Below are 22,019 nucleotides of genomic sequence, written 5' to 3'. Positions count from 1 at the left end.
GGGAAACAGAAATTTCCCAGAGGGTAATGCACAACTTCTTAAGACGTAAAAGCCACATTCCTGCAAAGCGTGAAACGGATAAACTTGTCCGTATAGTATTCAGAGTTGTACATAAGTGGGACCCCGTCTTCCGCATATTCTAGAACATCAAGGCGTAATAAAGGGGTTAAAAGAGGCACATTAAAAACCTTAGACAGTTCTTCATCGGACACTACGGGGATAATTTCCAGCACATCATGGGTTATTTGCCGGTTGCAAATATTTTCTATAAAGGTAAACATAGACTTTTCCAAATCTTGTTCGGTAAAATCTTCATGCCTGAAGAGGCTCCTGGGGGTGCGGTCCACATAGAAAGCCGCAACAATTGCATCAGCCATAAAAACTTTTTTGACAACCAAAATATCTTCACCCTCGCTGATCCCCAATTTAGTTGCCTCGTCTTTATCTGCCTGCCGCCAGGCGAAGCCCAACACCCGAGAAGATGTTTTATAGCCATTATCCTGCAAAAAAGTATCAATCTCCCGGCTAGTATCAATCCTGCTTGTCAACCGCGGGACAAACGAATTGATCACCGTGCCTTTACCCTGGGAACGGGCAATTACACCATCGCTCTCTAAAACAGCCAGCGCCTCGCGTACTGTTAGGCGGCTAATGCCCAACTGCTGGGCTAATTCTTCCTCGGAAGGCAAACGGTGTTCATTCCTGGTATCCAATTCGCAAATATATTTCCGAAGACTTTCCAGTGCTTGCTGGACTGCAGAAAACTTTTGGATTTTTTTTACATTGTTACTGTTCATTTGACGCAACTCCTCAGATAAGCTGATAATTTGATAATTAAACATTTATACTCATTTTCCTCCCTGGTTAGCAGAGATACGAAAAAAATTTTAATTTTTTTTATCTAGAGGAATTTTAATTATGGACGCAAATGTTAAAACGCCCATATCTTTAGATACTTGATTTAAAATACAAAAAGCCTATATAGTTTCATCCACTACATAGGCTAACGTTTGATGCAACCCTTCAAAAATTACATCATTTCAACTAAGCGCTTATTTATCTCTTTCAGAAACTCTTCCGTATTAACAATGCGTTTATTTTCAGCTACTGACAGTTCCGCTAGATCTTTGGTCATTACCCCGTCTTCAATGGTTTTGATAGATGCACCCTCTAGCTTATCGGCAAATCCCATAAGCTCATTAATCCCATCCAGTTCGCCCCGCTTCCTGAGGGCACCGGTCCAGGCAAAAATAGTAGCCATGGGGTTGGTGGAAGTTTCCTCCCCTTTTAGGTATCTATAATAATGCCTGGTCACTGTGCCGTGGGCAGCTTCAAACTCGTAATTGCCCTCCGGCGATACCAGCACGGAGGTCATCATTGCCAGGCTGCCAAAAGCGGTAGCAACCATGTCAGACATGACATCCCCGTCATAATTCTTGCAGGCCCAGATCATGCCACCTTCCGATCTGATTACCCGGGCCACGGCGTCATCAATGAGAGTATAGAAATACTCTATGCCGGCAGCTGCAAATTTCTCTTTATATTCGTTGTCATAAATTTCCTGGAAAATATCTTTAAACCTATGATCATATTTTTTAGAAATGGTATCTTTGGTGGCAAACCACAGGTCCTGCTTTTGGTCTAAAGCGTAGTTGAAACATGCCCTGGCAAAACTCTCAATGGACTTGTCCAAGTTATGCATTCCCAAGATAATTCCGGCATCCCTAAACTCATGTATTGTCTGCCTCGATACATCGCCGCTTTCAGAAGTGAAAACCAGCTCCGCTTTGCCAGGCCCTTCCACCCGGAACTCAACATCCTTATAAACATCCCCGTAAGCATGCCTGGCTATGGTAATGGGTTTTTTCCAGGTCCTGACGAATGGTTTGATGCTATCGACAATAATGGGTGCCCGGAAAACTGTGCCATCCAAAATAGCCCTGATGGTGCCGTTGGGGCTTTTCCACATTTGTTTCAGATTGTACTCTTCAACCCGCTGGGCGTTGGGTGTAATAGTGGCGCATTTAACCGCCACACCATACTTTTTGGTAGCCAGAGCGGCGTCAATTGTTATCTGGTCTTCGGTTTCATCCCTTTTTTTCAGACCGAGATCGTAATACTCGGTTTTCAGGTCTATGTATGGTGTAAGTAAAATGTCCTTGATCATTTGCCAGATGACCCTGGTCATCTCGTCGCCGTCCATTTCCACCAGCGGTGTGTTCATTCTGATTTTTTCGACCATGAACCTTCTCCTTCTTTTTAGTGATTAACATTCGTTTACTCTTGTTATTATACACTATATTTATTGCAAAAAACACCTTGGACCAATTCAGCCAGTTCAAAAATTGACGGTATATGCATCCCAATTTGCTAAAAGGGATACACTAAATAAGTAAGTAAGTAGGTATTTCCTAAAGGAGGTAAGTAGAATGGTGCGGAAAGCCGGTGCCACAGATAAAAAGTCCAAGGGAAGTCAAAAAAATGAAACATATATGGCAGGTATAACTGAATCTGCCGATTTTGTGCAAAAATTTAGTGACCCCAGAGGAAGTAAATTAGACCATGATGTGGCGAAAGCTGTCAACAAACCTGTTAAAGAAGTTGTGGAGTAACTCCTTTGGCGCATTTAAAAGGCCTGAGTAGCCGGTTTCCCGGCAGCTCAGGTCTTTTGTTATTTGTTAGAGCATAAATAACATTTGAGCATAGGTGGGTATTGGCCAAAGTTCTGCGTCGACCAGTGTTTCCAATTTATCAGCGTCAGCACGTAGAGAATTCATTGCTTTAAAGACAACATCGCGATAAAAAACGCCTTTTTTGTAAAGGTCTTCTTCCATAGCTTTGGCTTCCTCTGCTAACGCCTCAAGGTTATATACTTTTTGCTTAAACGAAGCAAGTAATGCTGATACTTCGTTTAAAATATCCTCTTGAGCCGAAACATCGGCTTGGGCAGAAGCATTTTTAATAGTATTAATAGAAGCGGCCAAATTCGTTGCATACTTAACCACAGCAGGCAGAATTTGCCTTTTTGCCATATGAATCATGGTTTGGGCCTCAATATTAATTTGCTTGCAGTATTGTTCCATTAAAATCTCATAGCGGGAGTGCAACTCAACTTCGCTGAATACGTTATGCTTCTCAAAAAGTTTAACCGATTTTTCCGTAATCAGGTGCGGTACTGCATCTACCATGGACTTGATATTTGGCAAGCCACGTTTTTCCGCTTCCGCAACCCATTCTTCAGAATAACCGTTGCCGTCAAAGATAATTCGCTTGTGGTTGCGGGCAATTTCCCCTAGAATCTTTTGTAATTCTGTATTAAAGTCAGTGGCCTGTTCTAAACGGTCTGCGATTTGGCTAAGCACTTCTGCCACAATGGTATTTAGTACCACGTTAGGTCCCGCGATTGACAGCGAAGAAGGGACCATCCGGAATTCGAACTTATTGCCGGTAAATGCGAAGGGTGAAGTCCTGTTTCTGTCTGTCACATCTTTAACTAAAGTTGGTAAAGTAGATACCCCCACAGTAATGGTACCGCCTTGTTTGGAGCTTTTAACTCCACCGTTGGCCAATTGCTCAAGAATATCGGACATTTGCTCTCCCAAGAAGATAGAAATAATTGCAGGTGGAGCCTCATTAGCGCCAAGACGATGATCATTGCCGGGATTAGCTGCCGATAGTCTCAGTAATTCAGCATAATCATCCACAGCCTTAATGACTGCGCACAGGAATGTTAAGAACTGGGCATTTTCATGAGGAGTATTTCCCGGTTCAAGCAGGTTTTGCCCGTCATCCGTAGCCAGTGACCAGTTGTTATGTTTCCCGGAACCGTTAACCCCGGCAAAAGGTTTTTCATGCAGCAGACATACCAGGTCGTGTCTAATTGCTACTTTTTTCATAACATCCATTACTAGTTGGTTATGGTCCGTGGCAATATTGGTTGAGGCAAAAATGGGAGCAATTTCAAACTGACCCGGTGCCACTTCATTATGCTGCGTTTTGGCCAAAATGCCAAGTTTCCACAATTCTATATTCAATTCTTTCATAAAGGCAGCAACTCGTTCTTTAATACTACCAAAGTAATGGTCTTCTAATTCCTGGCCTTTGGGAGGCATTGCTCCAAAAAGGGTGCGACCGGTTAACATTAAATCCATCCGGTTGTCATAAAATTTTTTGTCTATTAAGAAATATTCTTGTTCCGGACCAACAGTAGTGATTACCCTGGTGCTGGTCTCATTGCCAAAAAGGCGTAAGACACGGATGGCTTGTTTTGAAAGCGCTTCCATTGAACGTAACAGTGGTGTTTTCTTGTCTAAAGCTTCTCCGGTATAAGAGCAAAAGGCAGTTGGAATACATAAGATCTTGGCCCCACCGTCTTCCTTAATGAACGCTGGCGACGTGCAATCCCAGGCAGTATAACCTCTGGCCTCGAAAGTGGCCCGCAGCCCTCCGCTGGGGAAAGAAGAGGCATCAGGTTCACCTTTAATTAATTCTTTACCTGAAAACTCCATTATGACTTTACCATCCGATGTAGGCGAAATAAAGGAATCATGTTTCTCAGCAGTAAAGCCGGTCATAGGTTGAAACCAATGGGTAAAGTGGGTGGCCCCTTTCTCAATGGCCCAGTCTTTCATAGCATTGGCTACAACTTCGGCCACAGAAGGGTCAAGTGGTAAACCCTTGTCTATAGTATTGCTCAACGATTTGTAAACGTTCTTAGGTAACCTCTCACGCATTACAGCATCATTAAAAACATTTGCACCAAAAATCTCCATTTTCATTCCCCTTCCCAGTCTTGAAAAATTTGTAATAAAAAATAAAAAGCGCCCTTAAAAGATTAATAATCTTTTAAGAGCGCCGTTGCTCTTTCTAATCTAACTATTAATTTAACATATCTCCGGTGATACGGCAATAGCTTTTTTTGTCTGGTGTTTTTTTTGTTTGATCTTTTTGTGGCACGGCTAAAAATCTCAAAAGGTCTTTTCCTCAAGGTGTTATTAACTATATGCCCGGGCAATTGAAAAGCGGCGCCCCATCCCGAAGGCTTTGGTAGTTAGGATTTACTCTGATTTAGAACATAATGGGTCGCATACATTTTTTCTACGTAAGGATTGCCAGACTTGGAAAATCGCAAACGTTGCTTAGGACCTTTTCCCCATGAAGCATATACTGTTACAGATGGTTTCAACTCCGCCGACCCGGCAAAATACCGAAGTGCAAGTAAAATGGTATTCATTTTGGACAAATTCCCGATAATGGCCCGCTCCAAATAAGGGATGCGTTTAAATCGCCACTCTTCAACTTGCTCAGGTCTCAACCGGCCCATTTTGATGAGCAGTTCAACCGGGCTCACGTAACCTTTTTCGGCAATCAATTCGCCGGCGTATTTCCATACTTTCTTATAGATATCCTGTCGGCTCATGTTATTTCATCTCTCTCTTTTCAAAATTTTACCCGGCCTACCTCAATACCTTTTTCATTGCAGAAAGCAGTTGTTTCAGCAATTGCCTTTCTGAATACTTGAAAGCTTAAGCTTGGAATTGGATCGCAGCCGGTCTGCGGCAGTCCAAACCCAGTTTAAATTTTAACACTAAAAAACGACATGTCACTGGCACCTTACTGTACTTTCACTGTACTATACGTGATTTTTTCACTTAAGCAAACGCACCATTTGAATTAACTTGTCCTCAGGGTCCTGGCGAAATACTCTGAAACCGTTTCTAGAATAAAAGTCAATAAGCCTAGGCTTGTCCTGACATTCTACAAAAACAACCCTGCCTCCGATTAACTCCTGCACCCTGAAAATAACGGAAATCGCATAATCCATTACCGCGTCTCCGGTTATTTTGTCAGCATATAAACTGTTCTTTCCAAGCTGACCAATTAAAAAGGCTGGTATTTCAGTAATCATTCCGTCGCCTTTTCTTGAATAAAGCCCATCAAGTCTACGTATTTGAGACGGGCTTGTACCTTCTGGGATTTTAAGCGTCTGCATGGCTATCGCAAAATATGTGAGAAGCTTGAATTCTCCTGCCAGCATTGCCTCTTCATCAAATACCAGGTATGTACGGCTCTTGGCTTTCCGTTCATAGATAATGGCCTTTTCCTTTAAAAAGTTTTCTATATCCGGGTCTTTTTCGCATTTAAAAACAGAAATGACTTCCGATACCTTTTCCTCGGAAGCCATCTCTAAGAATTTTTCGAGAGCGATAAGCAGCGTCTTAATATCTCTTCACCCCTTGCCATCGCCTCTGCGGAAGTCAGTTTTTGGTTGACAGGCTTCACGTCTAAAGATGAAAGCACCTCTACCAACTTCTCAACCGCTTCCGGTTCCCTGATAATAATGTTCTTATCAAAGGAAACAGTTGCCATTGGGTCCACCTTCTTTTCAAAGCACATCTTTTACTATTATTATATGCCGTATCGCTTTAAAATTCAAAGAAAATTTGCCATCTCACAGTTTCAGGATCGTTATGTGATAAGAAGAAGCTCTTTTTCGTATCCAATGTTGAAATTCTTTCCATATCCTTCTGGCTTAATTCAAAATCGAAGATATTGAAGTTTTCTATTATTCTTTCTTTGTGAACAGACTTCGGAATCGCCGTTTGATTGCTCTGCCAACCGCTTCTTCGTTTAAATAAGCAGCAGCGGTATCAATCAAACGATAGCCTGCCATGAGCGCGTCAAAAACACACTGCTCGCATTCCTTCGCATCACTAATCTGATAAACTCCAAAGCCCAAAATAGGCATCTCGACACCATTGTTTAAAATTATATTTTCCATAATAAATCCTCCTTTGATTTTGCGTGCCAATACATTTTGGCGCCCATATAATTAATTCTCCGATCTCTTTAGCTCTTTTTCTTTTTCAACTACCACCTGTTCATATACTGCAATTTTATAATTCAGGCGTTCCAGTGTTTTCTGCATATCTTCCATTCTTGCAATTAACTGCTTACGCTGCTCGATTAAAAGTTCTTTTCTGGCCTCAATGGTCGCATCACCTTGTTGGAACAGTGTAACATACTCAATCAATACTTCAATCGGAAGACCTGCACTCCGCATACATTTGATAAATTCAACCCACTTACAATCTTCTTCCGTATAGTCCCTGATTCCGCTTTTATTGCGGTTCACACGAGGAATCAATCCGATGCGTTCATAATAGCGAAGTGTATCCTGTGGAATATCAAATTTTTCACTTACTTCTGCAATCGTCATGTGGTTTCAACTCCTGATATCCGATATCATAACACTTGGAGTTAACTCCAAGTCAACTCCTTTGAGAAAGAGAAATTCTTTTCTCACTTTCCAGAGTAACTTCATTGACCTGTAAGAAAAGCTGAATGACAAACCACCTTGCAAGTCATCCAGCTTTTTGTCCAAAATTAATGTTATTTTAAATTGCTATACTCTTCATCCGTTACGGGTTCCAGCCATTCGGCATCCCCTTTTTGAGGATTAGTGCTTATTCCGACATGCACAAACCAACTATCTGGCGTAGCACCATGCCAATGTTTCACATTTGGTTGAATTTTTACAACGTCGCCTTCCTTGATTACCTGTACAGGCTTGCCTTCTTCCTGATAATATCCTTTTCCTCCCGTAACAAGCAGAATCTGTCCGCCCGGATGTTTATGCCAATTGTTTCTTGCACCACCGTTGTTTTACAGCACCTAAATATCAAAATTAACTTTAATGCCCGAGAATTCGGGCGTTTTTTATGTCAATCTTTATGCATAATTATGTTGTGTATTGTCGTGTATTGCAATATAATGGGATTAGAGGTGAATTTATGTATCTAAAGATAAGCATGAGTAATGGTAAACCCTATTTGTCTTTTGTCCAAGGTTACAGACAGAATGGAAAGGTAAAACAAAAAACTGTTGAGAAACTTGGCTATCTAGAAGATCTGGAAAAGAAATATTCTGATCCTATCGCTCATTTCAAGCAGGTCGCAAAGGAACGTTCCAAGAGTGAAACTTGTCAGAAAACATTAGAACTTAACCTGTCAGCCAAGCTGCCGGATCAAGCAGCATTGCGCAAAAATCTTGGTTATGTTGTGCCAAAGTCAGTGTACTCCCTACTTGGTCTTAGGGAATATTTTCAGAAAAAGCAAAGGTTTTTGAACGTGGATTACAACCTAAACAGTATATTCAGCCTGCTTATTTTTAATCGCTTTTTATTTCCTTCATCAAAAAAGAACGCCTTTGAAACCAAAAATTTCTTCTTTGAATCCTTTGACTTTTCATTGGCTGACATTTACCGCGCCCTGGATTACTTTGCCGCATATTCAAACGAAATCCAACGGCATCTTCATAGCCGGGTATGCGACCTTATAGGAAGAAATAACCAACTTGGATACTATGATGTCACCAATTACTACTTTGAGATCCCCTATGAGGATGAAGATGAATACGATGAAGACGGGAACATGATTAAAAAGGGGCAAAAAAAGCGTGGTCCATCCAAAGAGCACCGTAAAGATCCAATTATTCAGATGGGACTCCTTATGGATTCAAATGGAATCCCCATAGCCTTCAATACTTTTTCCGGTGGTGAAAGTGAAAAGCTCTCTCTCCTTCCAACAATTCGCCGTGTAAAGAAAGATTTTGCCTTGGAACGTATTATCGTTGTGGCAGACAGGGGACTCAACACTAGTGATAATACTGCATTTCTTTCTGGAAAGAACCATGATGACATGGCAGGGAATGACGGTTATGTTTATGGACAGAGTGTTCTCGGTGCTGACAAACAATTCAAAGAATGGGTATTAAATCAGGAAGATTACTTAATTGACACAGAAGAAGATAAGGATGGAAATACCGTCTCTTTTAAGCACAAATCCCGGATTTATGCAAAAAAAATCCAATTAAAGGGGACGGATGGTAAACGTGACCGAACAATGGAAATATATCAGAAACAGATGGTTTACTATTCCGAAAAATACGCCTTAAAACAGAAAAAAGATAGGGATAAGGCTATTGCCAAGGCAAAAGAGCTGATTGCCAATCCCGGCAAATATACAAGAGCTACCAGCATTGGAGCCGCCGGCTATGTAAACAATATCAAATTTTCAAAAGAAACAGGCGAAATACCTGACGGACTCATTCTTTCCCTGAACGAAGCAAAGATTAAGGAAGAAGAAAAATATGACGGATACTATTCCATTGTTACTAGTGAAAAACATTTATCTGATACAGAAATTCGGGATATTTACAAGGGGCTTTGGGAAATCGAGGAATCCTTCAAAATAATCAAGAGTGAATTCAAGGCAAGACCTGTGTATGTTAAAAAAGATGAACATGTAGAAGCACATTTTCTGGTATGTTTTGTAGCACTTGTAATCATGAGGGTTCTTGAACAGATGTTAGAGAAAAAACATACTGTGAAGCAGATTCGTAATTCCTTGATTAGCTATTCCTGCTCCTATTTGGAACAAAATTATTATCTGTTTGATTATCGAGATGATGTAATAAAATCCATTGAGTCTGTCTTTGGTTTTGACTTAAGTAAAAAAATTATGTCTCAAGCCGAGATCAAAAAAATTTTGCAATACAAAAAATAAGCGTAAATACACTACAATTTTATGACAAAACACAAAACCCGCTAACCCATGAAAACACTGGGCTAACGGGTTTTTTTAATCATTTTTCCTGTAAAACTCAGGTTATATGCCGTATCGCTTTAAAATTCAAAGAAAATTTGCCATCTCACAGTTTCAGGATCGTTATGTGATAAGAAGAAGCTCTTTTTCGTATCCAATGTTGAAATTCTTTCCATATCCTTCTGGCTTAATTCAAAATCGAAGATATTGAAGTTTTCTATTATTCTTTCTTTGTGAACAGACTTCGGAATCGCCGTTTGATTGCTCTGCCAACCGCTTCTTCGTTTAAATAAGCAGCAGCGGTATCAATCAAACGATAGCCTGCCATGAGCGCGTCAAAAACACACTGCTCGCATTCCTTCGCATCACTAATCTGATAAACTCCAAAGCCCAAAATAGGCATCTCGACACCATTGTTTAAAATTATATTTTCCATAATAAATCCTCCTTTGATTTTGCGTGCCAATACATTTTGGCGCCCATATAATTAATTCTCCGATCTCTTTAGCTCTTTTTCTTTTTCAACTACCACCTGTTCATATACTGCAATTTTATAATTCAGGCGTTCCAGTGTTTTCTGCATATCTTCATTCCATTCTTGCAATTAACTGCTTACGCTGCTCGATTAAAAGTTCTTTTCTGGCCTCAATGGTCGCATCACCTTGTTGGAACAGTGTAACATACTCAATCAATACTTCAATCGGAAGACCTGCACTCCGCATACATTTGATAAATTCAACCCACTTACAATCTTCTTCCGTATAGTCCCTGATTCCGCTTTTATTGCGGTTCACACGAGGAATCAATCCGATGCGTTCATAATAGCGAAGTGTATCCTGTGGAATATCAAATTTTTCACTTACTTCTGCAATCGTCATGTGGTTTCAACTCCTGATATCCGATATCATAACACTTGGAGTTAACTCCAAGTCAACTCCTTTGAGAAAGAGAAATTCTTTTCTCACTTTCCAGAGTAACTTCATTGACCTGTAAGAAAAGCTGAATGACAAACCACCTTGCAAGTCATCCAGCTTTTTGTCCAAAATTAATGTTATTTTAAATTGCTATACTCTTCATCCGTTACGGGTTCCAGCCATTCGGCATCCCCTTTTTGAGGATTAGTGCTTATTCCGACATGCACAAACCAACTATCTGGCGTAGCACCATGCCAATGTTTCACATTTGGTTGAATTTTTACAACGTCGCCTTCCTTGATTACCTGTACAGGCTTGCCTTCTTCCTGATAATATCCTTTTCCTCCCGTAACAAGCAGAATCTGTCCGCCCGGATGTTTATGCCAATTGTTTCTTGCACCAGGCTCAAAAGTTACATTATAGATTGGGCAATTAAAAATGCTGTCATTAGAAACCAGCATTTCCAGCCATGCTGTACCTATGAAATAGTCATTCGTAATTTTTTCACCTTTCGGGAAAATTACACTTTCACTTAAATTATTTGGTCTATCCACATTTTATTCTCCTTTTTAAATTTTAAAAGAGCTCGACGGCAAATTGTTTGGTAAGTTTAAAATACCTTTCTGGCAAACAGGGCATAAGTTATGGAAGAAAATCACAGTGCTCTCTCAAGAATCTTTTGGCTTATATCCAATGTAAGATCCTGAGTTTCCGAGAGTGCTGTCCACCCATGAGCCTTCAGCTGTTCAATAATAACCGGTATTTTATCAGCTCCAACTCCATATTGGGACAGACGAGTTTTTACACCAAGGCTTTCAAAGAATTCTCTGGTTTTCCGGATTGCCAAGTCTATCTTTTCCTCTTCGCTGCCACTCTCTATATGCCATACACGTTCTGCATATTGCAGAAGTTTTGCACGTTTTTGTTCGCGTCTAACCTGAAGTAATGATGGCAATACAATCGCCAAAGTCTGTCCATGATCAATACCAAATAACGCTGTGAGTTCATGTCCAATCATATGAACCGACCAATCCTGCGGAACGCCAGCACCTACTAAGCCTTGTAATGCAAGCGTAGCACACCACATATGATTTGCCCGGGCATCATAATTTTCGGGTTCATTAACTGTAGTTTCACCTATTTCAATCAATGTTTGTAATATTCCCTCAGCCATTCTATCTTGCACCTTGGCATCAACAGGATATGTAATATATTGCTCAGTTACATGCACAAATGCGTCAATCACTCCATTTGCAACCTGAATCCTGGGAAGCGTAAAAGTAATGGTCGGATCTAATATTGAAAACTTAGGAAAAACTAATGGGCTCATAACAGGAAATTTTCCATGTTCATAGCTTATTACAGCTCCGCTGTTTGCTTCAGAACCAGTAGCTGGTAATGTAAGAACTGTTCCAATTGGAACTACTTCACCCACTATCTCAGAAGTAATAGGAGTAAAGCCGTACTTCAGCAGATCACGAGAATCACCTTTGTAAAAAGAAGCAAGTGCTATAAATTTAGTTCCGTCAATAACAGACCCTCCGCCGACGGCAAGCAAGAAATCAATATTTTTTTCCCGTACAGTTTCTACGGCCCTTACTAATGTTTCGTAACGGGGATTCGGCTCAATACCGCCGAACTCATGAACTTTTCTGTTCCCAAGTACGGTTTTAACCTTGTCGATAAGGCCACTCCTTTTGGCGCTGCCGCCTCCATAGGTTATTAAAACAGTAGCATCAGCTGGAATATGCTTGTTTAGTTCCTCTAGTCTACTCTTACCAAAAATAATATGTGTTGGATTGTAAAAATTAAAGTTTAGCATAATAAACCTCCCTCTATAATCTTTAATTTTCTTTGAAAATCTCGCTTAATCTTAGATTTTCATTTGTACAAAGTCAATCCTCTTGGACAATATGCCTATTTTTGTATATATCTGGATTAACAAGTGTATACCGACAGAATATGCGTCTTTTAAACGTATTTCGGCCATGTAATCCACTTGTTCTCCGGTGGCAAACCTCCCATGTCTCACAGGGTCTGTGCCCCTAAATTCCTTCGTACTGCCTGCCCATGAGGTGGATGTCAGCCTTGCTCCTTTGCTGGGTCAAATGCCCTTATGGATAAATTTCAACCTGACTATTCCGGCTCGCTTTGTCAATGAACGTAATCTTTAATTAAGCAAGGTTTTTTTACATTTCCAGCACCGCTTGATTGCTTGTTACATTGCAGGAGTTTGACTGTCAAGGGGCCGCGATAGCGGCGACGCAGTCTTTACCCTTGACTGGCAAACGGATGAAATGTAACATTGTCAGTTGCGGTGCGCTTTTTAGGCGGCTTCCTGTAATTCTTGCCTTCTTATATCACTCATCATTTTTTGTGGGTCATAAGCTACGCCTTTTCTCAGTAAGGTGTAAAATATCCTTATGAGCTTACAGCATAAGAGTACTAGCGACTGTTTCTTTTTGAGCGGGTTCTGTGGCCTTGTTGTGTAGTACTGGTGTAGTTCTTTAAATTCGTTGTTCTTAGCCACTATGGGCATAATCCCTTGAAATAACAACGATCTTAGCCTTTTTCGCCCTCGTTTGCTAATAGTTGTTTGGCCCTTATGCTTTCCTGAGCTATTTTCTTTCAGGCTTAGTCCCGCCAGCTTCTGTACCTGCTTTGGATGTTCAAACCTTGTAATATCCCTACTTCAGCTATAAACCCTGCTGCTGCTATGAGGCCTACTCCCTTGATTTTTAGCATTTCTTCAATACCGGGAATCTGCATGGCTAATTCTTCTATTAGAGCCATTGTCCTTTCATATTGCCTCTGCAGCATTTCATATTCTTCTAGTAGTGTGGCAAGTTCATTTTGAGCTGCTCTTAATCCTTCTCGTACTCCTACTGATATCTTTGCTGCCTCAACTAGTTGGCTGGCTCGTCTAACTCCAACAGCTCTGCTGATTTCTTTTCTCCAGCTGGCAACTATGCCTTCGACGCCTTTTTCAAGTACTTTATCCGGTGTTGGAAACTCTTTTAGCGTTACTATTGCTGCTTTGCCTTCCCAATCCCCAAAGACTCTGTTGAACTCCGGGAAATATATGCTTATCCAGCGTTTAACTCTGTTTCGGATGCTGTTAAGCTGCTTCACTAATCTTAAGCGGGTTTCCATTGCATTTCGTAAATCGCTGTAAATTCCTTCGGGAATGTACGGTTCCATGTATCGACCGTCTTTTACCAGCATGGCAATGGTTTTGGGTCCTTTCGGTCATTTTTGGTCGGATTATTATCATCCAATTCTTTGCTTCGCTTTACGTGAAACGGATTCACTAGTACTATTTTCAGCTGGTGATCCTTAAGATGCTGGGCAAAGGTAAACCAATAGTGTCCCGTAGGCTCCATCCCAACCATTACCTGCTGCTTCTGCTGTTGTTTTGCCACACTTTTTACCCACTCAGAAAATGTCTTGAAGCCGTTGTTGTCATTATTGAATTTTAGTAGCTTAGCTAGTTCTACGCCTCTGTAATCGAAAGCTCTGGCGTAATTTGTCTCGCTAGCTACATCTACACCAATGATTAAAGTCTTTTCTGTTATTTGCAAAATTCTTGAGTTCTGGTTATACTTCATATTGAGTACCTCCTCTGTTATTTAAGGGTCGCTAGTTAATCGACACCTCGACACCTCGTATGTTAACAGGAGGTACTTCTTTTTTCAAAGCTCATTTTAATTCATTACAGGAATGCTCCTTTAATATTTTTGTAGTATTAGTTTAATACTTGGAGTTAACTCCAAGTCAAGCACTTTTAAAAAGGAGTGCAATTTTATTTAACTGCACTCCTTATTTCTAAATTTTAAGCACAGTAAAAAATCATTTCATTGCTAATCCTTTATTTATTGCTTCCTGAATGATCTTATGGCAGCAAACGCCCATTGGATTATTCTCTTTGCAATTGGAATTTTTCATTGCACCGGTAATAACATTCACTTCTTGTACCGTTTTCGCTCCATGCTTAAGTACGGCCTCTATAACTTGTTCTTCTGTAACTTTGCTGCAGTAGCACGCGTATTTGGGGTTCGCATCTTTCTTAAACCAGATAGGAACTTTAATTTGATTCTTCAGGAATTTTACGCCGTTATCTACGTTATAGTAGACAACATCACATTCCTCATTTAAACAGATCCTATATTGGTCTCCCTCTACGGCTTTTCGATTGTCATCGGTCACTAAATGCTCAACGGTAACCTTTCCTACTGCTTCACCTTTATTATTGCAGACAGGGCAATTCCCCCTGTTTTGAGCCAAATCCTGCGAACAGCATCCGTAGCTGCATGTAATATTGCCTTTTACCATGATAATATCCCCCGCTACTTTACTTTTTTGATTTTCAAGCATGTCTTGAACAAATCATTCCTAAAGTCAATGTCAAATTCTCTGTAATGCTGGCCTTCTCCCCATTGCCGCATTGATTCATGTTCCGGGTGCTTAGGGTCATTCCATGCTTCAAGGAATTCTTTATAACCGCCAAGGCCACCTACATCTTCCGGCGGACAAGCGCCCTCGCCCGCAAGTATTGTAGGGTAACCAAACTCATAATCTTCTATGGTTTTTTCCAGTTCAATTTTATGTCTTCAGTAGTCGCCAAAGTCGTAAATGTACTCAAAGGTCTTATATTTTTCCAGTTACTTGTCAATTTTGATCGTTTGAGGCTGCCTGATGGTTGTTTCAATTATCCTGGCTATAATGCCATGAGGATCTTCGTTATTAGTTGGCTTCTTGCTTTTATACTTGGCAGAATAAAATTTGAATTCCTCATAGGATTCTTCGTCATTTGTAATTCTGAGTTTCTCCTGCGGAAACTCAAATTCATAAAGATGATAATCCCGCCAACCCATTGAAAATTGTATTGTGTCATGCCGGCAACAATAAGTTTCCGGAAGAATGGAAGCAATTCTGCAAGATGATTAAAAGAATAACCGGAAAGGAATTCAGGTGAAGCTTATGAAAGCCTATCAAATAAAAATCGAATTGATTGATTCCGAACCGCTAATATGGAGAAGGGTAGTTATCCCGGCGGATGTTACCTTCAGACGCCGCTTTTCCGGCTTCAGCTTCCTGAAAAAGCTTAAAACTCGGCATGCCATATACAATTTTAACCGAATTACAGGATCCACATTTAGGGCACTTCCTATAATTAACAGCCACTTTTCCGCACCTCTTTGCTACGATAAACTCATCACGCTCCACATTACAAACCTCGTTTAGCTCATTTAGCCCCATGCCTCTCCATGCTCGCCGGTTCTTAGCATTCCAGACATATCTTGCACATCATCTTCTCTATACAATCATCATCCTCCAGAAAAATCACATTCCTGCTTTCAAACTCAGGTCTCTTAACTCCAAAATGGGAGCTGGCATCTGCAGCCGGTGTGCCGGACATGATGAAGGAATTCAAAATAATCTGTTTTTCGGTGCAGGTCGGCTGTAACTGGGCTTCCTTTTCCTTTATAGTCTTGTAAAATTGTATTTTGGGGTTATTAATATTCTTTTCCAGCATCATAATGCCTTTTGGGTCAATAAAGGTAATATACTGCTTGTCATCTTCGGCAATCCACATAATAAAGTCCGGGTAAAAATTTCCTGCTTCAAAAAAAGCCAATACCAACTTTGCTCTTATTGCGGAGCAAATACAACCTCTTTTCTATAAAAGCAGATGGATTATCATCGCAATATTTCTTCAGCCTGTCAATAAACAGCTTTTCATCGCTGTTGAGGCTTACAGGCGAAACCTCGATACGGATTCCTTTATCTATAGAGATAAGGGGAGTGTAAAGGTGGTTGTAAAAGTCAAAGTAGCGGAAATTCAAATGCTTATCATCGTACTTGCCCAAACGCCTGTTTTTTCCCAAGGCCTCCTTGATTCCCTCAATCAGCTCTGCAAATTCGTCAAATCTCTCTTTGTTAAACAGGGTAATATAAATAAGGTATTCCTTGCCATAGCCGTCGTTATAGAAGTACTTATAGGAATAGTCAAATATAATGGCCTTGCCGTACTGATGAGCAAGAGCCTCAGCTTCCGATTTTGTTTTTTCCTCCTTGATAGCCTGCTTAAAAGTCGCCGAATACTCAAAGGAAAACCCGTTTTCCGACAACCGGCTCCGAAAATCGTACCACACATTCCCGGAGAGACCTTTATGCCCTTCATCAACCAGGACAAGGTTGTTCTGCTCAAAACTGTCCACAGAAACAGTCTTCACCTTCCCCTGCTCTTCCAGCTTGTTAATGTCGATAACCAGCACTTCATTTTTTTCCTGCAGAGTATCCTTTTCAAAGAGGCGGCAGCGAATGCCTGAAAGCTTCATTTCCTCAATGTGCTGGTGCGATAAACCTTCATTAGGCGTAAGAAGAATGATTTTATTTAGTGTCAAGCTTTTGTTATATTCCCATGAAGTTATTGATCTCATTTTTTCGGATATTCATGATGCGGTATATGCCAAAGTCAAGATCTGATTTCTCCAACTCAAACATGTCCCTTAAAAGTTTGGTAAAGCGTTGCAGTTTTTCGCTCATTGCCTAACCCCTCCTGTCCTAGCATCTATCTTCTTTTCATTAGTCCTGGTTTCTTCTCTTTTAAACCTTGCATCTGCTGGTTTTGGGGCATCTTTAGGAATTGCCCATACCCAGCCAAAGCGCTTGGCTCCATCAACTCTGCCCTGTTCACACAGAACCTGCACCCGCCGTTGGGATATGCCCCATTTTTCAGCAGCTTCTTTCGCAGTAATATATTCCATTTCTCATCCCTCATCGAAATTTAGTTTTCTAGGCTCCAGCAATTTCTTAATCCTCAATCCCATAAAATAATGGTTTATCTTTAATCAGCTCTTCCATCCTTTTAACCACACTGTCTATTTCGGCACTTTCTTTAAAATCATTTGAATTCAATGCTTCTATATAAGATTCCAATATTTCAGCAGGTTCTATAAAACTTATATTTTCCGCCTTATTGCTGAGCATGACTTGTGCGTCTATAAATGCACCCATACTGTTGATCACAATATTAAGTAATTTCCCCGCACGCTCACAATTTCCTTGTCTCATCTCATTCCTTGCCTTCAAAGTTAAACTGCGGATATCTTCTCCCCATATGGCATAACGTGAATATGTAGCTTTAGCCTCTTTATCACAATCATTAAAGATGGCCCGCCCCAACCTGTCCATTATCCATTCCTCGCTATTGCCCTCTTTCATACGTTCAAGAACTGCTGGATTTTCCATTCTTTGGAGATTATAAAAATCCAGTATGCATCTTATTAAAGAATTCACTTGTTTCAAATAAACACCCCTTCTTTCTTGCCATCCAAAACTTTTCTACTTATTCCAAACCATCATCTTCAGCAGTGCCGATAGACTTGGTTTCAATAGTTTTTTCTGTTGTCCGTTTAGCAATATATCCCTTGTAGACAATTTTTTTATCTTCATCCTCATCTTTTAGAGTCACATATTCGACCTGGTACCAGTACCGTTCTTCGCTAATTATAGTGACGATTTCATTTTTTGTAACGGTATATACTATTGGAGCTGCTTTAGAAGGTTCTTTTCTTATTGCTGCTTTATCTGAAACGACGGTAGCCTGATGCACAAAACCGGCTATCGTCACTATTGCACTTATTATGGTAATTATCGTAACAATTGCTTGTAAAACCCGCATAACTATAGGATTTTTTTCCTGCCATTTTATTATTGCTGCATTTAGCCGTTGCTGCCAGTTTGGAGAAGAATAAATCTCTGTAATATCATTTGCAAGCTCTTCCTCTTCGATAGAGGTTAAAGATACCTCGTCAATTTCACTATCAAAATTGTTGAATATCTGAGAATACTCGTCTTCAGGAAATAAGTTCCCTAACAAATTGTTATAAGCAGTGGTATTTATTATGTTTTGGAAAAGGTTTTGATAAGTATTTAATGAATCTATAATGGACGACAGCCTGCTGTTATTAAAATTAATCCTCTCAAGGATTGCTATAGAATTCTCAAACATACTGCCTAAACGCTTAGGCATAATACCTTCAATCCTATTTGCATAAAGAATTGCCTCTCTGATTGCAGGCGTATTGACAATATCTAAAGCTCTTTGTACTTCAGAAAAAACCGCAGCATTAGGCAATACAAGCTTTTCAATACGCGGAAAGAGTTTGTCCATTTTCTCTGCATATGAAAATGCAGAAGTAAATTCTGTGCTTTTAAAAAGATTGGCAATATAGTCTTGCTGTTGTAGCAACCGACTAATAGGCGTCTCAAACATGGTTGCTATATTAAGCCTTGATGCTATTGCTGTCAGGCTACTGATTCTATCCATTTGTTCCATATATCTATTCATCGTCCTGAACGGCTTTTCTAACTTATTTTTTGACATTTCTACCGAAGGCCCCCCACCTAATCGCAAACCGTTCTGATTTAACTTACAGCAAGGCATTTGCATTCTGTTTTAACTGATATAACCCATTGACATATCTCTTAAAAGTTATAATCATACAAAATATATTATATTCGAAACTACGAATAATGGCAAGTATTCCCTTCATAATTGAAGAAAATTTTCAATTGGTTTCTTTCCATCAATGGAAATATATCTAACTATAACTATGCCCGTAAGCTCATAAAGCCTTGCATAGCAAGACTTTATGATCTCAAAATAGATATACTGAACTAGCTGCAATCGTTTTTCCCCTTCTCTTCGGCCTAAAATGAATGAGTATACTGACAACTATCCTGGTTTTCTTCCACCGCCGATTCACTTAATGCAATCACTTCATAATTTGCTTTACTTACACACTGATGAGGAATTTCTCCTTGTTCCGCCATGGAAGAATAGCGTGTTCCGCCTACAACAATATGGTCTAAAACTTTGATTTCAAGAGGATGAAAAATATCAACAAATCTCTGTGTCAATGCTTTATCTTCCGGAGAAAAATTTGTGGAGCCGCCGGGATGATTATGGGCCAAGATTATTGCCCTGCAATCACAGGCAATAGCATATTTCAATACCTCTCTGGGATAAACAACTGCTTGTCCGACACTTCCTTCAGACATGGTCTTTGTTTCAATCAGGTTATTACCGTTATCCAGAAATGCAACCATGAACCTTTCTTTATCCTTCATTCCACCTAAAAGAGCCAAAAAATACTGACCAGATACGGTTGATGAATTAAGCGTAATCTTCTTCTCACTTTCGTAGATTTTCAGGAGGTTATAAGAAGCTATGAATTCATTGAGCAGCCCTATCTTTTCAAGCTGTTTTTCATTTGGTTCCATGATATGAGGGTGTTCCAAGACAATCCAACCAACAGAGACAATAAAGCTGCACACTTCTTGTACTCCGCATTCCTTGATTTTTCTAAATTCATCTCATCTTCCACCTTTCATGCTATTTATCAATAAATCTATTTTGTTTCTTTGTCTGATGTTGAATATTTCTTAGAGTGGGCAGTTCACTGCATAGCTCACGGTGAACCGTACCACAGTTCACCAAATAAACAGACTGCCCCCTTGGTGTAAAGTAAAGTTTTTCAGAGTTACCCCATCCCTGATTTTAAAAAATACATGTTGCTGCTCTTGCCCCCGTTCTCACGCCACCTCTGCTCTTTGCGAAGATAACCGCTCTTTTCAAGGTCCGCGATGGCTCTTTTTACAGTGCTCCGTGACAGCTTCAGTTCCGCGGCGATGGTACCGATCGCCGGATAGCATTTGCCGTCCCTGTCGGCCCTGTCACGAAGGTACATGTAGACGGCTACAGCCCTATGGGGAAGCTCTGATGCATAAAGCGATTCAAAATAGCCCATCAGGCACCTCCTAATCTGTACGCAGCGGCGGCTCCATTTGCCGCTGTGTTTTTGTCTTTGTTTGTAGCCTGGACTTCAATGCTTTTTCCTGAATCTCTTCAGCAGGTGCAAGGGATATGCCGCCTTGAGCTGATGTGAAGTATGGTTCCTGTTCTACTATATCTTCATATGATATGTGCCGCTTGACGATCTCCTCTTCCAGCTCTTTTTTGTCAGCATAGGCAACCTTGCGGGCGGATTTTTCCTGCAGCTCATACACCTTTTCAAACCGGATGCCCCATTCAATGAACAGCTTTAAACTGGTTTTCATAGGACAGGCGCCGGTCTTTGCGACAATGAAGCTGCCTTTGGGCAGGGTCTTCAATTCATCGGGAGTCATCAAGGGACGCTGGATCATTTGCAGGGATTGGGACGGATCATGCTTCCCCCGGGTGACCGAACCTGATAAAACCGTCTTATTGCCAAGGCTTCTGGAAAGTATCTGCGCTGATTCCGAGTTTGGAGCAAAACCCCCGAAGATGGTATCCTGGCAGTTGTCAATGATGATGGCGGCTCCTTCCTTGCCGTAGTTCTTTTCAAGCTGCGCAAAGCTCTGTATGATGGCCACGATGGAAACACGGCGGGAACGGGAAGCGGAAAACATCATCTCTGCACTTTCAATTTTAGGTATAGTGCCGATCTCATCCAGGTACATCATGACACGGTTTTGAAGCCTGCCGCCCTGTTCATCGGCCACCGACAGTATCTCCCGGTAGAGCTGCTGGACAATAAGGGAGATTAGAAAGTATTTTGTATTGTCTTCTTCCGGCATGACAAGGAAGATGGCAGACTTTCTTTTGCAAAAACGCTCTGCATCGATGGCAGTGTCAAAACACAGTATCTGCTCCAGTTCTGAGTCCAGGAATGCATTCAACCGGGAAAGGGCTGTTGAGAGAACACTTTGCATCGCCTGCTCCGCAGTGTTTAATGCCGCTCCCGCAAACCATCTTGCCTTATGCTCTGACACACATGGCTTTCTTCAAATATGCAGTCATAATATTGCTAAATACCAGGCTGCAAAAATTCTTCGCAAACAGCCTGCATATAATCGACTCTCTCTTCATTCTGCTTTTGCAGAGCTTCTATTTTTTGTTGCTGACTTTCGAGACATATAGTAATTTGAGCCTTGACACAGTTCAGTGCAAGGCTCATATATGATGCGATCAATTTTTGCTTTTCCTCAAGGGTACGGATTCCGGATGTTTTGAACTGATCATTAATGGCATTAACATCCTGCTGGATATCCTCTGCTTTGGTTTTCAGCTTTCCCCGGTCCTGGTGCGGATGATAGCTGCGACAGAGTTCGTCGGTCAGTTGTAGTCCTCATTCCAATCCTTGCATGCGGGCTGTAAATATGAAATGCAGGCGTATCTTTTCGGCTTTTCCTGCACCCTGGAATCCCGGCTTTCAATGTACTCACGAACTGGTGCGGGGACATGCTTTTCATAGAGCTTTTGCATCACATCGTCCAGCTCCGTCTGAAGGTCGGCATCCTTTTTGCCCATGTACTGCTTGATAGCATTCAACTTTTCTTCATCAAATTTAATTTGCAGGGTTGCTTGTTTCATTGTTAATCTCTCCTTTCGAATTTACATACTCATGCTCATGCCCTGGGATTCTTCATGTTCTTCCGGCAGCTCCGG

General features: G+C 40.8%; 24 protein-coding genes and 6 pseudogenes. 3 read left to right on the top strand and 27 right to left on the bottom strand.

Annotated elements, in window-relative coordinates:
• Positions 1-38: 38 nt before the first annotated feature.
• Both EYS13_RS01195 and EYS13_RS01190 read right to left on the bottom strand, forming a co-directional pair.
• A complete protein-coding gene (locus EYS13_RS01195; protein WP_227765152.1) occupies positions 39-797 on the bottom strand; it encodes a GntR family transcriptional regulator in 759 nt (252 codons plus the stop codon).
• A 233-nt stretch (positions 798-1,030) separates the two neighbouring features.
• Complete coding sequence (locus EYS13_RS01190; RefSeq protein ID WP_227765149.1) at positions 1,031-2,242, bottom strand: NADP-dependent isocitrate dehydrogenase; 1,212 nt, start codon at positions 2,240-2,242, stop codon at positions 1,031-1,033.
• A gap of 187 nt (positions 2,243-2,429) precedes the next feature.
• On the opposite strand from EYS13_RS01190, the gene EYS13_RS01185 reads away from it, so the two are divergent.
• Positions 2,430-2,612 (top strand): hypothetical protein, encoded by a 183-nt coding sequence (locus tag EYS13_RS01185; RefSeq protein ID WP_227765147.1) that lies wholly within the window; start codon positions 2,430-2,432, stop codon positions 2,610-2,612.
• Positions 2,613-2,678: 66 nt separating this feature from the next.
• Here the strand turns inward: EYS13_RS01185 and EYS13_RS01180 are convergent, their stop codons facing one another.
• From EYS13_RS01180 to EYS13_RS16405, 7 genes and pseudogenes are all read right to left on the bottom strand, one after another.
• Positions 2,679-4,772, bottom strand: coding sequence for a glutamine synthetase III family protein (locus EYS13_RS01180; RefSeq protein ID WP_265332402.1), 2,094 nt, complete (start codon positions 4,770-4,772; stop codon positions 2,679-2,681).
• Positions 4,773-5,050: 278 nt separating this feature from the next.
• Positions 5,051-5,419 carry a hypothetical protein gene (locus EYS13_RS01175; protein ID WP_227765144.1) on the bottom strand — a complete coding sequence of 123 codons (369 nt, stop codon included), beginning with the start codon at positions 5,417-5,419 and terminating at the stop codon, positions 5,051-5,053.
• 228 nt (positions 5,420-5,647) lie between these two features.
• Positions 5,648-6,184, bottom strand: a complete 537-nt coding sequence (locus EYS13_RS01170; RefSeq protein WP_227765141.1) for a hypothetical protein — start codon at positions 6,182-6,184, stop codon at positions 5,648-5,650.
• A 2-nt stretch (positions 6,185-6,186) separates the two neighbouring features.
• Positions 6,187-6,369, bottom strand: a complete 183-nt coding sequence (locus EYS13_RS01165; RefSeq protein ID WP_227765139.1) for a hypothetical protein — start codon at positions 6,367-6,369, stop codon at positions 6,187-6,189.
• A gap of 229 nt (positions 6,370-6,598) precedes the next feature.
• Positions 6,599-6,781, bottom strand: a pseudogene (locus tag EYS13_RS01160) (aldo/keto reductase); the annotation flags it as partial.
• A 51-nt stretch (positions 6,782-6,832) separates the two neighbouring features.
• Complete coding sequence (locus EYS13_RS01155) at positions 6,833-7,219, bottom strand: MerR family transcriptional regulator (protein WP_227765136.1); 387 nt, start codon at positions 7,217-7,219, stop codon at positions 6,833-6,835.
• Positions 7,220-7,392: 173 nt separating this feature from the next.
• Positions 7,393-7,656 (bottom strand): annotated as a pseudogene (locus tag EYS13_RS16405) (cupin domain-containing protein); the annotation flags it as partial.
• A 137-nt stretch (positions 7,657-7,793) separates the two neighbouring features.
• Here EYS13_RS16405 and EYS13_RS01145 point away from each other — a divergent pair.
• Entirely contained in the window at positions 7,794-9,566 is a 1,773-nt protein-coding gene (locus tag EYS13_RS01145) for an IS1634 family transposase (protein WP_227765135.1), read from the top strand.
• 292 nt (positions 9,567-9,858) lie between these two features.
• On the opposite strand, the pseudogene EYS13_RS16695 reads toward EYS13_RS01145, so the two are convergent.
• The 8 genes and pseudogenes from EYS13_RS16695 to EYS13_RS01105 form a co-directional block, all read right to left on the bottom strand.
• Positions 9,859-10,041 (bottom strand): annotated as a pseudogene (locus tag EYS13_RS16695) (aldo/keto reductase); the annotation flags it as partial.
• A gap of 51 nt (positions 10,042-10,092) precedes the next feature.
• Positions 10,093-10,483: pseudogene (locus EYS13_RS01135) on the bottom strand (MerR family transcriptional regulator).
• Between the two features lie 173 nt (positions 10,484-10,656).
• The gene (locus EYS13_RS01130) at positions 10,657-11,073 is read right to left on the bottom strand and encodes a cupin domain-containing protein (protein WP_227765129.1); all 417 of its coding nucleotides are present in this window, start codon (positions 11,071-11,073) and stop codon (positions 10,657-10,659) included.
• 101 nt (positions 11,074-11,174) lie between these two features.
• Positions 11,175-12,341 (bottom strand): iron-containing alcohol dehydrogenase, encoded by a 1,167-nt coding sequence (locus EYS13_RS01125; protein WP_227765127.1) that lies wholly within the window; start codon positions 12,339-12,341, stop codon positions 11,175-11,177.
• A 504-nt stretch (positions 12,342-12,845) separates the two neighbouring features.
• Positions 12,846-14,127, bottom strand: a pseudogene (locus EYS13_RS01120) (IS110 family RNA-guided transposase).
• 241 nt (positions 14,128-14,368) lie between these two features.
• Positions 14,369-14,851: a Csac_0668 family 2Fe-2S cluster-binding (seleno)protein gene (locus tag EYS13_RS01115; RefSeq protein WP_227765124.1), complete on the bottom strand. Its 483-nt coding sequence runs from the start codon at positions 14,849-14,851 to the stop codon at positions 14,369-14,371.
• 14 nt (positions 14,852-14,865) lie between these two features.
• Entirely contained in the window at positions 14,866-15,120 is a 255-nt protein-coding gene (locus EYS13_RS16450; protein WP_423055310.1) for a plasmid pRiA4b ORF-3 family protein, read from the bottom strand.
• 60 nt (positions 15,121-15,180) lie between these two features.
• Positions 15,181-15,405: a plasmid pRiA4b ORF-3 family protein gene (locus EYS13_RS01105; RefSeq protein WP_227767751.1), complete on the bottom strand. Its 225-nt coding sequence runs from the start codon at positions 15,403-15,405 to the stop codon at positions 15,181-15,183.
• 94 nt (positions 15,406-15,499) lie between these two features.
• Between EYS13_RS01105 and EYS13_RS16345 the strand changes: the two genes are divergently transcribed.
• Positions 15,500-15,763 (top strand): IS1096 element passenger TnpR family protein, encoded by a 264-nt coding sequence (locus EYS13_RS16345; protein ID WP_227765122.1) that lies wholly within the window; start codon positions 15,500-15,502, stop codon positions 15,761-15,763.
• A gap of 37 nt (positions 15,764-15,800) precedes the next feature.
• Here the strand turns inward: EYS13_RS16345 and EYS13_RS01095 are convergent, their stop codons facing one another.
• The 10 genes and pseudogenes from EYS13_RS01095 to EYS13_RS01055 all read right to left on the bottom strand — a co-directional run bounded on the left by EYS13_RS01095 (position 15,801) and on the right by EYS13_RS01055 (position 21,944).
• Positions 15,801-16,157 carry a hypothetical protein gene (locus tag EYS13_RS01095; RefSeq protein ID WP_227765121.1) on the bottom strand — a complete coding sequence of 119 codons (357 nt, stop codon included), beginning with the start codon at positions 16,155-16,157 and terminating at the stop codon, positions 15,801-15,803.
• Positions 16,144-16,926 (bottom strand): hypothetical protein, encoded by a 783-nt coding sequence (locus tag EYS13_RS01090; protein WP_227765118.1) that lies wholly within the window; start codon positions 16,924-16,926, stop codon positions 16,144-16,146. The genes EYS13_RS01095 and EYS13_RS01090 overlap by 14 nt, the downstream gene beginning before the upstream one ends.
• 7 nt (positions 16,927-16,933) lie before the next feature.
• Positions 16,934-17,068 (bottom strand): hypothetical protein, encoded by a 135-nt coding sequence (locus tag EYS13_RS16165; protein ID WP_265332401.1) that lies wholly within the window; start codon positions 17,066-17,068, stop codon positions 16,934-16,936.
• Positions 17,065-17,289, bottom strand: a complete 225-nt coding sequence (locus EYS13_RS01085) for a helix-turn-helix domain-containing protein (protein WP_227765116.1) — start codon at positions 17,287-17,289, stop codon at positions 17,065-17,067. Before EYS13_RS01085 ends, EYS13_RS16165 begins: the two co-directional genes overlap by 4 nt.
• 46 nt (positions 17,290-17,335) lie before the next feature.
• Positions 17,336-17,821: a hypothetical protein gene (locus EYS13_RS01080; RefSeq protein ID WP_227767748.1), complete on the bottom strand. Its 486-nt coding sequence runs from the start codon at positions 17,819-17,821 to the stop codon at positions 17,336-17,338.
• A gap of 49 nt (positions 17,822-17,870) precedes the next feature.
• Complete coding sequence (locus tag EYS13_RS01075; protein WP_227765114.1) at positions 17,871-18,911, bottom strand: SH3 domain-containing protein; 1,041 nt, start codon at positions 18,909-18,911, stop codon at positions 17,871-17,873.
• 326 nt (positions 18,912-19,237) lie between these two features.
• Positions 19,238-19,864, bottom strand: coding sequence for a JAB domain-containing protein (locus tag EYS13_RS01070; protein WP_227765112.1), 627 nt, complete (start codon positions 19,862-19,864; stop codon positions 19,238-19,240).
• Positions 19,865-20,070: 206 nt separating this feature from the next.
• Positions 20,071-20,337 carry a helix-turn-helix domain-containing protein gene (locus EYS13_RS01065; protein ID WP_227765110.1) on the bottom strand — a complete coding sequence of 89 codons (267 nt, stop codon included), beginning with the start codon at positions 20,335-20,337 and terminating at the stop codon, positions 20,071-20,073.
• A 10-nt stretch (positions 20,338-20,347) separates the two neighbouring features.
• Positions 20,348-21,337, bottom strand: a pseudogene (locus EYS13_RS01060) (type IV secretory system conjugative DNA transfer family protein); the annotation flags it as partial.
• Positions 21,338-21,686: 349 nt separating this feature from the next.
• The gene (locus EYS13_RS01055; protein WP_227765106.1) at positions 21,687-21,944 is read right to left on the bottom strand and encodes a DUF6103 family protein; all 258 of its coding nucleotides are present in this window, start codon (positions 21,942-21,944) and stop codon (positions 21,687-21,689) included.
• Between the last annotated feature and the right edge of the window lie 75 nt (positions 21,945-22,019).

It is taken from the genome of Zhaonella formicivorans, assembly GCF_004353525.1.
GTDB classification, from domain to species: Bacteria; Bacillota; DUOV01; order DUOV01; family Zhaonellaceae; genus Zhaonella; species Zhaonella formicivorans.
This window is presented reverse-complemented; position numbering and strand designations above follow the sequence as displayed.

Coding starts and splice junctions, on each gene's coding strand:
- EYS13_RS01195 (WP_227765152.1), bottom strand. CDS start 797: ATGAACAGTAACAATGTAAAAAAAATCCAAAAGTTTTCTGCAGTCCAG.
- EYS13_RS01190 (WP_227765149.1), bottom strand. CDS start 2,242: ATGGTCGAAAAAATCAGAATGAACACACCGCTGGTGGAAATGGACGGC.
- EYS13_RS01185 (WP_227765147.1), top strand. CDS start 2,430: ATGGTGCGGAAAGCCGGTGCCACAGATAAAAAGTCCAAGGGAAGTCAA.
- EYS13_RS01180 (WP_265332402.1), bottom strand. CDS start 4,772: ATGGAGATTTTTGGTGCAAATGTTTTTAATGATGCTGTAATGCGTGAG.
- EYS13_RS01175 (WP_227765144.1), bottom strand. CDS start 5,419: ATGAGCCGACAGGATATCTATAAGAAAGTATGGAAATACGCCGGCGAA.
- EYS13_RS01170 (WP_227765141.1), bottom strand. CDS start 6,184: ATGGCTTCCGAGGAAAAGGTATCGGAAGTCATTTCTGTTTTTAAATGC.
- EYS13_RS01165 (WP_227765139.1), bottom strand. CDS start 6,369: ATGGCAACTGTTTCCTTTGATAAGAACATTATTATCAGGGAACCGGAA.
- EYS13_RS01155 (WP_227765136.1), bottom strand. CDS start 7,219: ATGACGATTGCAGAAGTAAGTGAAAAATTTGATATTCCACAGGATACA.
- EYS13_RS01145 (WP_227765135.1), top strand. CDS start 7,794: ATGTATCTAAAGATAAGCATGAGTAATGGTAAACCCTATTTGTCTTTT.
- EYS13_RS01125 (WP_227765127.1), bottom strand. CDS start 12,341: ATGCTAAACTTTAATTTTTACAATCCAACACATATTATTTTTGGTAAG.
- EYS13_RS01115 (WP_227765124.1), bottom strand. CDS start 14,851: ATGGTAAAAGGCAATATTACATGCAGCTACGGATGCTGTTCGCAGGAT.
- EYS13_RS16345 (WP_227765122.1), top strand. CDS start 15,500: ATGAAAGCCTATCAAATAAAAATCGAATTGATTGATTCCGAACCGCTA.
- EYS13_RS16165 (WP_265332401.1), bottom strand. CDS start 17,068: ATGAGCGAAAAACTGCAACGCTTTACCAAACTTTTAAGGGACATGTTT.
- EYS13_RS01085 (WP_227765116.1), bottom strand. CDS start 17,289: ATGGAATATATTACTGCGAAAGAAGCTGCTGAAAAATGGGGCATATCC.
- EYS13_RS01075 (WP_227765114.1), bottom strand. CDS start 18,911: ATGTCAAAAAATAAGTTAGAAAAGCCGTTCAGGACGATGAATAGATAT.
- EYS13_RS01065 (WP_227765110.1), bottom strand. CDS start 20,337: ATGGGCTATTTTGAATCGCTTTATGCATCAGAGCTTCCCCATAGGGCT.
- EYS13_RS01055 (WP_227765106.1), bottom strand. CDS start 21,944: ATGAAACAAGCAACCCTGCAAATTAAATTTGATGAAGAAAAGTTGAAT.